The sequence below is a fragment of the Priestia sp. YIM B13489 genome (genome assembly GCF_042787645.1).
GTDB lineage: Bacteria > Bacillota > Bacilli > Bacillales > Bacillaceae_H > Priestia > Priestia megaterium.
On sequence record NZ_JBHZOQ010000045.1, the window covers coordinates 66,392 to 82,500 of the forward strand.

General features: G+C 32.8%; 12 protein-coding genes. 3 read left to right on the forward strand and 9 right to left on the reverse strand.

All coding sequences use genetic code 11. From position 1 onward, the window contains the following. Positions 1-271 precede the first annotated feature (271 nt). On the forward strand, positions 272-817 hold the full coding sequence (locus tag ACFX4W_RS04990) for a hypothetical protein (RefSeq protein WP_047749683.1): 546 nt from the start codon (positions 272-274) through the stop codon (positions 815-817). A 53-nt stretch (positions 818-870) separates the two neighbouring features. Continuing rightward, positions 871-1,575, forward strand: a complete 705-nt coding sequence (locus tag ACFX4W_RS04995; protein ID WP_377559082.1) for a hypothetical protein — start codon at positions 871-873, stop codon at positions 1,573-1,575. A gap of 128 nt (positions 1,576-1,703) precedes the next feature. Here the strand turns inward: ACFX4W_RS04995 and ACFX4W_RS05000 are convergent, their stop codons facing one another. The 3 genes from ACFX4W_RS05000 to ACFX4W_RS05010 form a co-directional block, all read right to left on the reverse strand. Continuing rightward, positions 1,704-2,279, reverse strand: a complete 576-nt coding sequence (locus tag ACFX4W_RS05000) for a MerR family transcriptional regulator (RefSeq protein WP_377559084.1) — start codon at positions 2,277-2,279, stop codon at positions 1,704-1,706. 1,046 nt (positions 2,280-3,325) lie between these two features. Continuing rightward, positions 3,326-4,258 carry a tyrosine-type recombinase/integrase gene (locus ACFX4W_RS05005; protein WP_377559085.1) on the reverse strand — a complete coding sequence of 311 codons (933 nt, stop codon included), beginning with the start codon at positions 4,256-4,258 and terminating at the stop codon, positions 3,326-3,328. A 185-nt stretch (positions 4,259-4,443) separates the two neighbouring features. Continuing rightward, positions 4,444-5,832, reverse strand: a complete 1,389-nt coding sequence (locus tag ACFX4W_RS05010; protein ID WP_377559087.1) for a replication initiation protein — start codon at positions 5,830-5,832, stop codon at positions 4,444-4,446. 1,029 nt (positions 5,833-6,861) lie between these two features. Here ACFX4W_RS05010 and ACFX4W_RS05015 point away from each other — a divergent pair. After that, positions 6,862-7,710 carry a transcriptional regulator gene (locus ACFX4W_RS05015; RefSeq protein ID WP_377559089.1) on the forward strand — a complete coding sequence of 283 codons (849 nt, stop codon included), beginning with the start codon at positions 6,862-6,864 and terminating at the stop codon, positions 7,708-7,710. Between the two features lie 288 nt (positions 7,711-7,998). Here ACFX4W_RS05015 and ACFX4W_RS05020 read toward each other — a convergent pair whose 3' ends face one another. From ACFX4W_RS05020 to ACFX4W_RS05045, 6 genes are all read right to left on the reverse strand, one after another. Next, positions 7,999-9,006 carry a sialidase family protein gene (locus ACFX4W_RS05020; RefSeq protein WP_377559091.1) on the reverse strand — a complete coding sequence of 336 codons (1,008 nt, stop codon included), beginning with the start codon at positions 9,004-9,006 and terminating at the stop codon, positions 7,999-8,001. A 727-nt stretch (positions 9,007-9,733) separates the two neighbouring features. Beyond that, the gene (locus tag ACFX4W_RS05025; RefSeq protein WP_377559093.1) at positions 9,734-10,261 is read right to left on the reverse strand and encodes a spore coat protein; all 528 of its coding nucleotides are present in this window, start codon (positions 10,259-10,261) and stop codon (positions 9,734-9,736) included. Between the two features lie 594 nt (positions 10,262-10,855). Beyond that, a complete protein-coding gene (locus ACFX4W_RS05030; protein ID WP_377559095.1) occupies positions 10,856-11,527 on the reverse strand; it encodes a hypothetical protein in 672 nt (223 codons plus the stop codon). Between the two features lie 352 nt (positions 11,528-11,879). After that, on the reverse strand, positions 11,880-12,254 hold the full coding sequence (locus ACFX4W_RS05035) for a hypothetical protein (RefSeq protein WP_165574643.1): 375 nt from the start codon (positions 12,252-12,254) through the stop codon (positions 11,880-11,882). A gap of 17 nt (positions 12,255-12,271) precedes the next feature. After that, positions 12,272-13,453, reverse strand: a complete 1,182-nt coding sequence (locus tag ACFX4W_RS05040; RefSeq protein ID WP_377559279.1) for an Alp7A family actin-like protein — start codon at positions 13,451-13,453, stop codon at positions 12,272-12,274. Between the two features lie 593 nt (positions 13,454-14,046). Continuing rightward, entirely contained in the window at positions 14,047-15,387 is a 1,341-nt protein-coding gene (locus tag ACFX4W_RS05045; protein WP_377559210.1) for an FAD-binding oxidoreductase, read from the reverse strand. Positions 15,388-16,109: the final 722 nt, after the last annotated feature.

Consider the following 16,109-nt stretch of genomic DNA (forward strand, 5'->3'; position numbering starts at 1 on the left):
TTGCTTTAACTATAAATTTTTAACCTATAATATTAACTCTGAAAAAGCTAAGTGAAAATGTTACTAAAGACCTTGGACAAGCACACATTTCTTTTTTATAAAAATGAATAAAATATAGAGAGTTCATGAAGAAAGGAAGATTACAATCAAAAAATATTACACTCACTACAATTCTAGAGATGGCAATTATTATTTAAATGAGCGTTACCCTAACTCTCAAAAGGAATATAGGGAGGCACAAGAGGAAAATGGAATCGATAATGCAGCTGACATGGCTTTTAGAATACCTGTATTTCTGAGCCACCCCTCCTCTCTTAATACTATTCAATCGAGATTTCTCCGACGTCTCATTCGAGAAATTGAGAATGTTTTACTTTTTCCACGTACTTTACCCGATACAGAGCAATATCCTGAAAAAACATTGACAAACGTACGACGATTGGTGCTCTCAAGTTATGGATTAATTGCAGTCAATATGCAGCAAGTTTTTGCTAATTATACACAAACAAATACAGGAGAAAATCTACCACAACCATCATGGGAAGGCGCTCCTTTTTTACAAATAGAACCTAGTATGGGTTATCAAAGAGGATTACCTCTCCTGCTCATCAAAGAAAAAGGAGTCAATAGCGTAGGCGTATGGAATCCAGCTGTCACTCCATTCCAGATCATCGAATGGGACTCTACCAAACCACTTGATGAGTTCTTTAATCGAGTTGAATGGAGAGAGATATTTCAAAATTGGATTGCTCAAGTAAGAAGTGGATATTATTACCAAACAGAACCGCAGTATCGCTATGGTCCTAGAGACATGTAGGGACGATAATTTCAAACGAATCATAAAATCTCTTATAGTGGAGGTGAAAACAATTGGCAATAATAAACCGTGGATCTTGTGTAGGAGTTTTATATAGAGCAAGCAGTGGCGCTTCATGTAGAAATGGATATTGTGTTCATAATGGAAGGTTGGTAGGTGGCGTTATAAATGCTACTTCTAATACGTTAAATGTCACTACAAGTATAGATACTACAAAACTTCAATCTTATTATGGTATTCTTCTTAGTCATTTGGCTGTTGATAGTTCTACAGGACAAGTAACTCAACAATATCTTTATTTTAGAAGGAATCAGATACAAATGGTCAGGGTAACACCTTATAATGGATATAACGACCCTAATTGCCAAAGGGCTAATCATTATAACATCCCTAATATTATTTATCCTGGAGAATGTGTAGGAATTAGATACCGATCAGGTAACGAATGGAGAATTTCTAATGGTCGATACTTATATTGGACAGGGCAAATTAATCACTGTGTATTTGATGAACGCCCTCAAAGTACCAATAGACAGTTTCTACGACAGCTATGGTATTCTCATTGGATACTTGATCCAAATAACGAAAGAAATATCGTTCCAAGAAAAGCTTCTAGAGGACGTGGTGCCCCAGGCGGAGAAACCAGAGTTTATGTGTTTAAAAATAGGATTCCATCAAATGGACAAACTGTATTAGTAAAAGCTGCCTCACCTGTAAATTCCCCTTCAAGACCTTATAGAATTGTTTACCAATCATAAATTTTTTCTGGCAACTAACCATAAAGTTTCGAAATTCAATATTTAATCACTAAAAATAAATTATAAAAGCAGCAGGATTTTCTGTAATGTACAAAAAATCCTGCTGCTTTTATAGTTTAAGTTACATATTAACCGCCAAAAATCTTACTCCAGAATCCTTTTGGTTTTGAATCTAGATTTTCTTGGGCGGCCGCGATTAGTTTTTTTGTATCGCTAATTTCACGTATGGCACTAGTCAATTTTTCGTCTCGTTTTTCTAGGTTGTTTTCAATATATTTGTCTTGATGGTCTAGCTTTTCTGTAAGTTTCTTTATAAGACTCCCTTGTTCATCTAATCGTTGGATAAGTGCTAGTTGAAATTGCTCATCTTTTTCAGAGCGATTAAGCAATTCTTGAACTTTATCTTCAAGAGATTCTATTTTCTTCTCAAGATTCGATTGAACTTCAACTGCTTCGGGCACAATTTCACCTTGAAGCCATTGATTTATCATCTTATAGCTCCAATTTTGTTCTTGAATTCTTTTTTTTATTTCGGTTAATAAATCAATGTTTTGTTTGTTATATCTTCTATGCCCGCCTTCTGTGCGTTGAATTTGGAGGTTGAATTCTTTCTCGTATAAGCGAATAAGATCTATACTTAAACCAGTTAGCTTTACGGTGTCCTTCAGCGTGTAAACAATTTCATCTTCATTTTTTTTAGACATTTTTCTAGGTTTCTCCTTTCTATATAAAAATCTAGATAAACTTTAAAGTTGATATATCAATGTTAATTACGATTCTAGAACGTAGTTGTACCAGATGTTATTCAAGTTTTATATTTCTAGTAAAATTCTATTAATCACTTTAAATTCCTGTTCTTTTATGTATATTTTTTCTTTTACGTCAACTCTTATTCTTTTTTTAATTCTAGATGAAATGATGAACTTTGCAAGAGTGAAACGATTTTTTTCATAATAGACAAGTTATATATGTAGTTCAAAAACTTAATGTAAGAATCAATACGTTAATTTTATTAATGAATTCTTTATTTTACAAGCGTCTCCAAATAAATGTATTTGATAACTTAGCAGGTTCCTTTTGTCATTAAAAAATATACATATTCTTTTCTTAGAATTCAAAAGCTAGAACATCTAAAACCTTGATACAAAAAGGATTTAGACGAATCTAGAATGTACTTTCTCTAGTTTAAAGTCAAGATTTATATAAGTGTTTTTTATAAAATAATATCAGTGATAGATCCTTAAGAATTTTACCCTAATGTAGTGATTTAATGGAAATACTCTTTGGATTGCGCAACCCTTATATAAATATCTTCTTAGGGTAAAACTAACATTAACTTTTTTATAGTTTATTTTCAAGGTTTTTAAATTTCACAACGAAATCTAGAAATACAACAAACCTTTTATTATCAAGGGTTTACACCGAATCTGGAATGTACTTTCTCTAGTGTTTAATCAAGATTAATAAATCTAATTACATTCTAGATAATAGTAAATAAATTTGGTTATTATAATTTTGACGTATGGCTTTTAAGCTAATGATTTATACTAATCGGGCAAACCAATGCCATAATAATTTAATTTTCGAATAAGTGAATTTTAAAAGTGTGAATCACCAAGTTTAACTAAAGTTGAACTTGTTTTTATTTTCTAGAATCCACTGAATAGAATCCGCATTTAAGTTTAACTTGTTAAATTATAATTATTGATATAAAAGGATTTAAATAAAAAAATAAGTTTAACTTATTTTTTTATTTTACTCTTAAATATCGCTTGAATCGATATAAAGCATGGCGGCTAGACAATCCAAAGTAGTAAATAATGTGTTCGTTGGAATACCCCTCATGAATCTTGTTAAGAATACAGCTGTTTCGGAAGTGAGTAGATCTTACATTTGATTTTATACCTGAACGTTTAACTTCTCTTTCAATCATACGTTTTGTGCCAATTACACTAATCCTTTTAGGTCTATCTAAACTGTAATCATACCAATAAACCATTTTTTGAGGATGAAAAGAAATAAATAATGGATCATCTGTATAGTCTTTAGGTCTAAATAGCAAAGGTATTGTTGATAGGTAATTATATATGATTTTTTTATCATCTTTAGAAAGCTCTAATATACGATTTGTTTTACTACTTTTAACCATTAATGTATTTTGTCCAAAATTAATGTCTTTTATATTGAGAGATACAACCTCATTAACAGTTAGGCCGTAACGAATCATAAGGACAAACATGGAATGATTACGAGGCCCTATATATTTGTGTATTTGGGATTGAATATCACTCAGGTGTTTATGGCTTATAATAGAATCTAAAAGAAGCAACGTGTCAGCTTCAGTTATAAAGTCAGTATCCGTTAATTCACGTTGTTTTTTGTTTGTTCCTTGTAAAAGACCAATATAACTTGTGAGGTTATAATATTTTAACAATCCATTCAAATGTGATGCCACACGCCTCAGATTGGCTTCTGATAAGTTTTTTTCTTTTAGATACCTAAAGTACTCATCGTAATATTTTTTGTCCTGCGGTAAGCTTTTCGGGGGGATATTAGGATGATAATGATTTAACCATTCAAAAAAACTTTTTAAATCATGTTTATACATTGAAATTGTGGAAGCTTTTTTTTTAGATTCGTTCAAATGACAAAGGAATTTCTGAAGGAGAAGAAACCTATCCAAATAAAACACATCCTTTCTTTAGGTAAATTTAATATACTATTATTATAACAAAAATAATTAACACGCTCACTAAATAGAAGCTTCTCTTATTACATTCGATATATTAAATTTACCGTTTTGTTTAAAAAAATAAACAAAAAAACATACCCTTAAAGGCATGCTTTTTGATTTCTTCTATATTTGATCTAAGTTTTATTTGAAATTTTACTTTGCAAAAATTCTTTATAGATTTTCTTTAGTTCTTTATTTTTAAAATCCTTAACAAGCCTTGGCTCTAGCTCTAAGGCTTGACGCTTTTTTAAGTCCTCTTCTATATTCCGAATGACTTCTTGTAAACCTGCTTCTTGAGCTTTTTTAACTTCTTCTTGATTAGGTTCATCTGAACTTAAAATTAGCATTCTTTTTAATTCTTGAAACTGAAGGAGCCTCTCTTCAAATTCTATTTGAGTTCCAACCTCTTCAAGGAACAATTCTTGCTTGTCTTTTAATGTAGACTCGTTAAAAGTTTGTTGTTTTTCTCTAGCTGCTACCATAAAATCTGGAACTAACTCTTTTTTTGCAATCTTTTTAGACTGAAGGAGCTTTGATTCGTGTGAAAGCTTGGCATAATCTTTTTGAATCGCCTTTACTACGTAGGAATGAGGATGAGTCACATCTCCTATAATTAAACGATCTTGTGTGTATCTTATATTTCTTTCTAGGTGTTCTTTTGTAAATTCTGATAAAAGCCACTCTATTTTTTCCGGCTTAACCCCTAAGCCCGCTAAATCATCCTCAAGGCTGTTTGTATTGTCTTCTAACTTCGATAAGGATTGATTTAATTCTAGTTTTTTCTCTTGAATAGAGCTAGAATCATTCAATGCAGGGGAACTGGTAATAATGAATTCTATGGATGTTACTTTTCTACCGGTCTTTACTTCCACGAATTCAAAGTGGATATCTGTTTTATTATTAATTTCTTTTTGAGCTACTGCTAATACTTTACTTTTAAAATGGCCATACTGTTTATACTTAGTAGGTTCAATAGCTAAAAAATGACGTAATTCTTCAAGAGTCAATTCCCTTTTTCGCAGACGCTCATATTGCTTAAGCAGTTCATAAATACGAATGGAATAGACCGAATTGAGCCTCACTACATTCTCTAATTGATACGATGTAAATTTTTCCTTAAGCTCTAAAAAAAGATACTTTAAGCTAGGATGAAACTGTAATGTTATGTATCCTTCGTTTTCTTCATAAATAGATGTAATTACCCAGTTGTAATTTCTTTGTCTGCCTTTTTCTTTTATCGTAAGAATTTTTGTTTGAAGGCCATTCACGATTTCTTTTAAATAAGAGTAAAAACCTGTTCCTTTCTTATTGCCTACGATTTCGATAAAGTCTTTCGCTCGAAATCTATAGGTCTTCAACGTTTCATCATTCGGCTGCACTTTAGATGCCATGATTAAAAGAATTCTTTGCTCTTGTAAAGACAATTTATATGTACTCTCAATGAGGATGTTTGATTTAGTTACCCAATTTTTTATATTTATACTTTCCAGATCATATGGTTGAACGACAGTCGTTTTCTTCATAAAATCCCCCATATTTTTCTAAACTATCACTAAAATATCATAAAAGTGATACTGTGTAAATTGCATGTTAAAGAGCAATCTGTCCTTAGAAATTAAATATCACGCAAAATTAGTGATACTTCATGAGGTTTGTTGACTTTAGAAACCTTACTCATTCTTGATTTATTAAACTCAATCTTCATTTTAATACGCAAAATTGGTGATAGTTGAGGCATGTCTGCATTTTCAACGCAAAATTAGTGATACTTAAAGCACATCTAGATTGTCCACGCAAAATTAGTGATACTTAAGCCATATTTGCATTTCCAACGCAAAATTAGTGATAGTTCGCGCAAAATTAGTGATAGTTTCACGCAAAATTAGTGATAGTTTCACGCAAAATTAGTGATAGTTCGCGCAAAATTAGTGATAGTTCGCGCAAAATTAGTGATAGTTTAGGCTTATAAACGTTGTAATACCAGTGTCTATAGACGGTCTAAAACAATAAAACAATAAAACAAATATATAAAACAATATGTAAAACAGTAAAACAACATAAGAGAGTAGTTGTTTTTTTACTTTACAACTTTCAAGATTAATAATTAAGTAAACAGATACATTTGTAGTGAGTTTTTTAGAATATTAGGAGTATATCCAAACGAAGTAACTTTTAATCATAGTTAAAATACAGAGGTTTTATGAGGAGTTCATGAATTCTTATTGAATTATAAGATTAATAGACGGTATAATAGAGTCACCAAAACAGTGCGGAATATAAAAAGACTCCAACGTGTGCAAGTGGTGCGCCAACACCCTTACACCGTTAACCCTAAAACACCTAGGGAAAACACCTGTCGAAGTCCTAATACATAAATTTAATTACGCCTTTATTTTATCGGATAATTAGATTTATTTCAAGGGCGTAGTCTGTCAAAAAATCCGACATCGTTTTCCTATTTTCTGGGATGCGATGTCTTTTTTTGTTCCTGAAAAGGAGAGGATAGACTAATGTCTACTACGCGTATGCTTACGACAGAAGAATTTGATTATATGAAAAGTTATCAGAGTTTCACAGAAAACCGTTCTCAACATCAATCAATGAAACGAAAATTACTTAAAGAAATTATCAACCTTTATGGAGAGAAATTTTATCGTCTCCACGAAGGAACTAGAAAAGCTTTAGACCGCCTTTGTTGGTTTGCTGCAGAAAAAGGATTTTGCTTCCCAGGCAGTACATACTTAGGTAAAACCTACGAAAAGTCAAAAGGCACAATCGATCGTCATTTAAAAGAATTACGAAAACAAGGACAAATTGTTACCGTTTATCGTCGCTGTCCTCGTAACAATGGAAAGGGAAATCCAGTGCACTTATTTGTAAATCACCCTTATTTTAGTTATTGGGTTAAGTATTTACAGCTTGATTTAGAGTCTAATGTTGAAGCAGATGTTAAAACAGAAAATAATGAGAACACTTGGGAGAGTAAGAATAAAGATACAAAAAAACAGTCTACCTATAATTTATCTTTAAAAGATTTAAATAAATACATACGTAATAATATTAATTATAAACTCTCATCGGATTATGTACCGTCTTTTATTCCAACAGCTTTTAAAGATGCTGTAAGACCTTTTTTTCCTTACGCAGACCATATTTATGAATTATGGGGGAAAGTGCGAGTGGCTTATAGAATAAGCGGTCTTCAGCAACCTTTAGAACATCTAGATTTTGTGGCTATTCAAGCATTTAAAGAGACAATTTTCGCTTACAAGAAAAAGCGAATAAAGAACACTTTTACAGCTTATTTTTATGGAACACTTAGAGGTTTATTTGCGGTGGAACGTAGAAGAGAAGTTCAGCGAAATTCTAATAGTGCACTATTTTATAACTTTTTAGAATAAAAGCTAATTGAAGGTTAACTTAGTAGAGTGGTTTTAACATAGGAATTTTGCGGAAGAATTATTTAAAAGGGATGTTTTTATGTAATTAAAGAGTTGTATATTATGCATTAATAGGAGAAACAGGGAGTATTGTTCCTCCTAAGTGAAAGGTAAATAAATATCATAATTTGCTGTCCATAATGTAGGGTGTAATCAACTTTACATAATCTTAAATAATAAATTTTATTGGGCGTCTATCTTATATAGTATGGTTTGGAAGGATTAAACTCTTTTTAAAAGGGAGTTACATTATTGGGGATTTTTATTTGGAGAGGTTAATGCAAAAAAAACATCGGGATTGAGTTGACCATTTACAATATTACGATTATCTCCCCAAGAATGTAATAAGCAGCTGCCAGGGCCGGATATAATCTGATTATAGTCTCCCATATAACATTCCGAATTAATTGTAACAGGTACTCGAGAGTATGGGTTACTTATAACTTTTTCGTTGCTTACTCCTGTCTGAAGAGAGAAGGTTTTCATAAATATGCCGAATGTTCCATTGCCCGTGCCTCCTACTAAATTCGGATCGTTAAAGCGACTATATTGAATATGGGCACCTACACAATTAGCTGTTACACTTGGGAAAAATGAATAGGCAATATTTTGACTAACGTTAACTTGATTCCAACTAGCTCCTTTATCTTTACTATAGGCTAAAAATACATTGATAAAGGTTCTACTGCCTATAACTCTACCGGCATTCCATACTGCGTATAGAGTACCATCTGGACCGATGGCAGCATGGGGGAATTCATTCATACGAATTTGTCTAGAACTATTAACGGCTATTGATGGTCGATTACATGGTCTTGTTGTTGTAGCTGCAGCTGCAAATGGTGTTGAAACGGCTACATCTATAGGAAACGTATTTCCACCATCAGTTGATTTAGTCATGCGAATTGTCCTGTTAGGTTGACCTAGTACACCAAATCCATTCTTAGCTACTTCTTCATAAAAAACATAAATTGTACCGCGCTTGTCTACTACGACAAACGAACCTGAAACAAATTTACCGTTTCCGACAACAATATCCTTGTTTTCAATAATTGGAGTTATGTGTCGTCCCGTTGTAAATTTTGAAAAGCGAATATTAGTAGTATCCCTTCCTGGAGTAAAATCCGTCCATGCAATATATAGTGCTTCATTTCCTCGATTATTTCTGTCAGGACCTACAGCAATCCATTCTTTATCTTGAGACCCAGCGTCAGCTTTTGGATTTTTGCCTCTCCCTACAATTTGAGGAGGGTTCATACTTATTCTTCCTTTACGATTAACAGTTCCTGTAGATACACTAATTACTCCTTCTGCATTACCGTCTATGGTCTCTACTCCAACTTGGCCATAGTAGAAAATACCATTTTTGTCTACAGCTATTACAGGGTCTCCGCCATTTGTTCCACCTGGGTTATGGGGTAGTATTCTACTTCTAGACCAGGTATTACCTAAATCGTTTGAGAAGGCATACGCTGAAACATTTCCATTTTCTCCGGAAAGGTCATTAAATCCATATAGTATAAAATTTTTAAAATATGCTAAACTTGTTTCACTTTGGGTAGTTCCATCATCAGGTGTATTGACCTGTCTTTCAATTTTTGGATGATTACACTTACACTCATTATTATTAATAGGATTAGAATACTCAGAAATTCCATTGTCTGTTGGATCAGTGATGTAAATTCTTTTAGACTTTTTTATCTCAATCTTCCTTTCTTTATTGACGTTATAACTTATTCAACTAACATTTTTAAGGCTTTTATATTTATCTGGCGATATCATTACATTTTTAATTAAAAAAGCCCTTAAAATAAACAGTTGTCTGCTTCTATAATTCTAAAGGCTTTTTCTCCTTTTTTTATTAGCTTGTACGCTTTTAGTTGATATAGAGTATAGTATTAAATTCCTTAACTTCCATTGTTTTTGCGTTATAGTTTAGTCAAAAGCTTATTTTTAGATATATAAATTAAATTTTTAAATAATCTTAGACAGCTAATAAAACTGCTAAGGCTTGCAAAAAACTTTGTAAAAAAATTACTGTATCTGTATGCGTTGCCCTGACATTAACATGACAGCTATTTTTAATAATTACTTTTTGTTCGCTTTCCTGTATCACTTTTACAATTTGCGAAACTTCCTCTATAAATAGTTTAATTGAATTGGTATCTAAACCTATTAATAGCAAAAAGATCGCTAACAATTGTATAAATGTTTGAAAGATTAATATCGTTTGTCTATCTGTCAAATTAACATCAACATTACAAGAATTTTTCACAATAATTATTGAATCAGAAAGTTGATTGCTAAGAAATTCTTGGTTTGCTTCAAATCCAACAAGTGAATGGGGTTTATTATCTTTTTTGTGAAATGATGTATCTTTTTCAAAGCATGTTGATTTTCTTTTCCTATAGCCTGTTTCTTTTTTTCTTGAAGACTTTGGAGTAAGACAACAACAGTGATCGGAGCACTTATGAGAACCACGGTGACGATTTCCCTTTTTGGAAGAACCCAAAGTTTACCCTCCTTTATATATTGATATTTTATTAATATGAAAAATTTAAAAAATTGCTTGTATGCTTGTCCCTTTTACTTTTTTCTTTTTGAATTTAAATATTTATAAATTTTTGTATGAGTAAATATATCTTTTGTTCTTATTAATTAAATATAAGATTTTCTTTGAAGGAGGGGGGGAATTTTAAATTATTGGAGCCCTTGCATTTATTTTTCAATACTACTTTCTATTGGGGTAATACATTGAGTAGACTTTATCAGTGAATTGTTCAAAAGGGGATAAGATACATGATCGCATTTCTAGAGTTGAGACTATAATCCATGGAGGAGGATTGAATAAGAAGCAATGACAAGGGCTTTTTATTGGAGGAAATGAAACAACTAAATAATATGCCATAATAATCATCAGTCATTAGTCTTTCAATTTTACATTACATACGACTTTGATTTGAAAGTTGCGATTGTTTGTGGATATTAACTTTTTATTCATAAAAGCTAAAAGGCCGCCTTAAGGCGGCCAGGTCAACCTCTTGTTAATGAGAAAGTAAGTCCTCTTGTGTGCCTGGTTAAGAACACTTCATACATAATCAAAGGGTTATTTACTAAATAAACGAGTGAAAAAACCTTTTGTTTTCCCTTCTTTTGCAGCTGCAATTTCTAACAATTGTTGTTGATTTTGTTTTTGTGACTGATGTATATAATCCATTATCGATTTATCTCTATTATTAATTTGTTGACTTATTTCTTTAGCCAAACGTTCTTCTAATCCTTTTAACTGTTTGTTCATCTGTTCTTGTTCTATTTTTCTTTCGTCTTTTAATATTTTTAGAGCATCTTTATAATGGTCTAGCATTTCTAATAATTTATTGTTAATGGATTGTTGTTGTTCAAATTGTACTTTTATTGTATTTAATACTGCATCTGTTGTGTGATTATTATGTTCTTGGGAAACAGTAAGCTCAAGGCTATTTTTTTTATTTATTATGTGTTCTTCTTGTGTGCTTGAGGAGGAACGCTTCCTATCAAACCCATTTACAACAGTCATGGCAGCTATTTCTAAAGGCAGTTTTTTCTCTTGAATAGCATATTTTAAATTTGATAATAAAGTTTGATCAGTACTAGAATAGTAACGTTTCCGCCTAGTATCTTTGACAAACTCATAACCCTGTTTTTCTAATTCAATACACCATTTTCTAATATTGCTGGAAGTTGTATTTAATCGCTTGGCCATTTCTTCAGCATTTATTGTATCCTGCTTGATATCCATAGTTGGCCCCCGTTCCTAATATGTTCTCTTTGTGTTTGCTATATAATGAAATTTTATTTATATAAATTCTAGAGAACTTGTTCATTTCCTTTTATTTAGTAAGAGTTGAATGTATAAAAACCCGTATTAAACGATTTATTGAAAAAGTAAAAGAATTCTTGTGAATCAAATACTTTTTTTGATTACATCTCTATCTAAAACTAGAACATTTATTATGGTGAGTAAAAAAATAAAGCTATCCATTTAATGGATAGCTTTTATATATAGTACTAATATAATTAAACTTTAATAGCAAAGATTCAATGTAGCGCATAAAAGCACTCGCATATTAATATATCTAGTGCTTTCCCCTTTAGAAATCGTTAAATTCTTCGAGGTCATCATCATCTAAAGATCCGGACACGTGTTCTAAATCTGCAATTTTTCCTTCTTTGATAGTGTGGTTTTCTGAAGGCTTCTCCTCGATATCCTCTCGTTTACCCGCGAACCCATTAGCCTGAGCTAATTGTTTTAACTCCCGTAATTCGGAATTGATATGCTCAAGAAGTTCTTCTGTTCTGTGCCTCGTATCTACTTGGTCGTTAGATGTACGATGGAGGTCCCGAACAATTAAAGATGAAATATAGTCCCCTAATTTTCGAGACTTTGCATATTTTGCAAGGATGTCATAGACTTCATCACTCAACTGATTGGTTTTAATCGTAAAGGCGTTCTGACGCTCTGACATGGTTATCACCTACGCTGTTAGGATTTAACGGCTTTCTTCTCTGCTTGTTTCTTTTGAAGATATCCAATGCTTCGAATTTCTAAGCCGAATAAATTCAAGTGACGACTATCTTCTGGAACTTTATGATATTTCTCTGTGCGTTCTTCACCGATTTTTTCATTCATGCTATTCATAATGGCTACTTCTAGTGTAGGAGCGACACCGCCACTATATACATATTTACGAATTTTATTGGCTGGTGGTGGCGCTACATCATTTAACTTCGCTAATAAAATCTCTACATAGTCTTTTAGAGAAGATGTAATTTGAGCCGTTAAATCAATGGACTGACCTATGTTTTCATTTTTCAGTTCAAACTTTTGTTTGCTGTAGTTATCCAAAATAAATTGATCAAATGCCCGTAAATCGGTAAACAACTCTGGGAACTTCTCTTTGCGTAACTTATCAATGTGCGCTAGATATGGAATACCTTCAATACTTTGGAATGATTCGCGACTGTTTGCGGCTTTTAATCCTTCAGGTAAAATAACAACATCAATGGATCCTCCACCAATATCGACCATCACGGTTTCACATTCTACATATTCATTAGCATCTTCACGGTCTTGAAGAGTTAAGTCTTTCTTTAATGCAAAGCGTGCAATTTCACCTTCTTTTAAGCATGCACTTTCTTCTACAGAAACTTTTATGTCTTTTTCGAACCCTGGTGTATGAATACGGAAAGCATGGTCACCTAAGAAGCGAGTGGCCATTGCTTTTTGCGCTTCACCAAATGTGCTTTCTTTTTTTAGCAACCAAATTGGTAACATCGTAGAGAAATAGTCAATCTCGATGCTATTATCCTTTTGATCTTTCGTATGCAATGCGTGGTAGTATGCAATGGCAGCTAAAAATGTCACATAAGGAATATGGCTTGTAATTTTGTTATGTAAACGATTGATGTGATTGTTGGCAAGTTGTTGGCTTGCTGCAATGTCACCGACTAAGAAATAACGTTCTTTCTCTTCGTCACCAATAGTCGTGGATAGTAAGATACGCTTTTTGAACTCTTGCGGTGCTGTTACGGCATCTGTAAAGAAAGAATCAGCAGCATCTTTTTGGAGTTCTACGACGTTGGTTGGGAAATCAAATAGGTATCCATCAACGATATTCATATCAACGGAGTTTCCACAGTCTTTATTAAAACGTGAAATTTTCATCTTTATACACCTCATTTTTAAGTTGAACTTCTGTTGAACTTATTATGCATAAAGAAAAAAGGTTGTTCAATCTTTTAGTTGAACTTATCATAAAATGAAAAAGAAAGAGAGAAGAAAATGGGTTTTGAGAATAAGAAGGTAATAAGTCGCCTATAATGTAAGCGAACTACATCACCACCACATTAAGTACTTTCATCCGTCTAAAAAGAAAGTATGGAACCTATTCTTATCTAGAGAAATAAAATTTGCTATAATAGGGGGAAGCGAAGGAGGGGTCTTATGGATCGTACGACCATTCAAACCATTACGAAGTTTTTACATACTCACATACAACCTTCTTTAATAACTCCTGCTGAAGTAGCGAAATAAGCTAAAGATCTTGCTTCATAGAAGTTATACGTAACAATAAAGCTTGTTTCTTTTTAAAGTACAAAAGTTTTTATGTACGATATAAGAGCCATTTTCTTAACTAACTTCATATATTACATATACTTTAAATATAGAAAGAACTATTGAGAGCAATAGTTCTTTCTATATCGGGCTAAATCAAGCGTTCAGCTGTAAGAAGGGCTGTTTGATTAAATTTTGAATGGTTAACAAGAGGGTGGGATGCTTTGTGGAAAACGAAATAAATTATCAGGATCATATTTTGCCTTTATTTCTCGAAGCCTTGCGAAGTTTGAGCCGTAGTATGCTTTTCCAAACTTTTCAATGTTTTGGTCTGGAACATTAACATACGAACCTTTTACATATGGTTTCATCAGTTGACGTACTTTTTCAACTGATGCAAGGTTGGAAGCTTCTTGTGATTTATTTTCCCAACTAGCCGTCCATTCCGTATAAAATAATGGACGGCGCCAAAAGAATGCTGTTTCATTACTTGGTACTCTGCTTAGAGCACCACCCCAATTTATAAAAAAGAAATTGGCTTCTGTGCCAGTAGCTTCTTCTAAAAACTTCTTCATGATTGAAATAGGCTCTTCCGACCATTGATCAAGTCCCCAAGCCGAGGAGAATTTAACATTCTGATCGGATCTACCAGGGATTGGCTCATCGGGATCTAAGAAGTCTATAGCATCTGGATAGCATAATGTTTCTATAACTTTTTGTGTTGGGGTTCCAGCACTTAGTAAAGGCTTTAACAATTTAATCAGCTCTTTTTTTGAACCGAGGAAAATTCCTTCTGCATGACACAAACCATTTACTTTGCTGTAAATCTCAAGTATGCACCCTAAACGTTCGTCTACAAACGGTGCCCATTTTTGCCAAGCTTTAAATACCGTTTCTAATTGCTCCCATGGCCAAATAATATTGAAGACGGTTGCAGTTTTAGGGGCACGATGAACTTTAAACGTGTATTCGGTATTATATCCAAAGTTCCCGCCCCCTCCACCTCTAGAAGCCCAAAATAAGTCCTCATTACAAGATTGATTTGCTTGAAGAATCTTGCCTTTTGCATCTACGGTTTCCAATGCAAGAAGGTTATCGCTTATAAGGCCAATTGATCGTGAGAGTACTCCAAATCCTCCTCCCATTGTAATTCCTCCAATTCCAACGGTAGGGCTATCTCCAAACGGAGCCATAAAGCCTTCTCGAGCTAACATCTTTACAAGTGGACCCACATGAATGCCTGTTTGAACTGTTGCAATCTCAGCTTTTTTATCAAGGCAAACTTTATTCATGTCGCTTACATCAATAACAATTCCTCCACTTACTACTGAAAGGTTCTTATCCAAAGCATGACGGCCACTTCTGACACGTAAAGGCACTTTATTCTCTTGGGCCCATTTAATAGCATTACTGACATCGTATGAATTTTGTGCAAAAACAAAGACAAGAGGACAGACATCAACATAAGGGTTCCAATTCTTAATTGCTTCCTTATAGCCAGGGTCCCCTTTGAAGATGACTCGTCCTGTTAAATGTGTTGACATATACTTCACTCCTAATGAACATTAGATTTCCAATATTAGTATATGTAGAAATTGGACAAACTCTTGGGTAGATTATCTAGTAACTCAAAAATATATACCAAGGATATTAAAGAGAGTAAAGGCAGTGTTTGTAATATGTTTTAGAAAAGAAATTTTTGTTATTAGAAAGAGTATAGATCAAGATAAAAGGGGATTTTACATATTTATGTATAATAAAAATTGTTGAAATGAATGATTCTAATGTTTTTCATTTTATATAAAATCTATTACGGTAACTAAAGATTATAGAATTTAGGAAATTACACTCAGTTTATTTCTATCTGCGCTAATATGTTGAGGTTGAAAAAATTTCTATATATTGGACAAGCGTACAAGCTTGTCCTTAGGTTTATACATATAATATGTAAATGAATATTGAAAAGAGGGACAAAAATGATACCAGGATGTATACCTGATGTTCCGCATTGTATGCCTGAAATACCGCACTGTATACCTAAAGTGCCAAGCTGTGTGCCTAATATACCAAGATGTATACCTGATGTTCCACATTGTATACCTAATATACCTTGTACTTCTAAATACTAATTGCTTTCGTTTTATATAGGGTAATAATTCATTCAGAGCAAAAAGAATATTCTTTTTGCTTCTTTCTTGTTTTATCATATGTTATGCCGATAGAGTAGGGTATCTTCGTTAGTTCGGTTAAACTATGGAACACTATT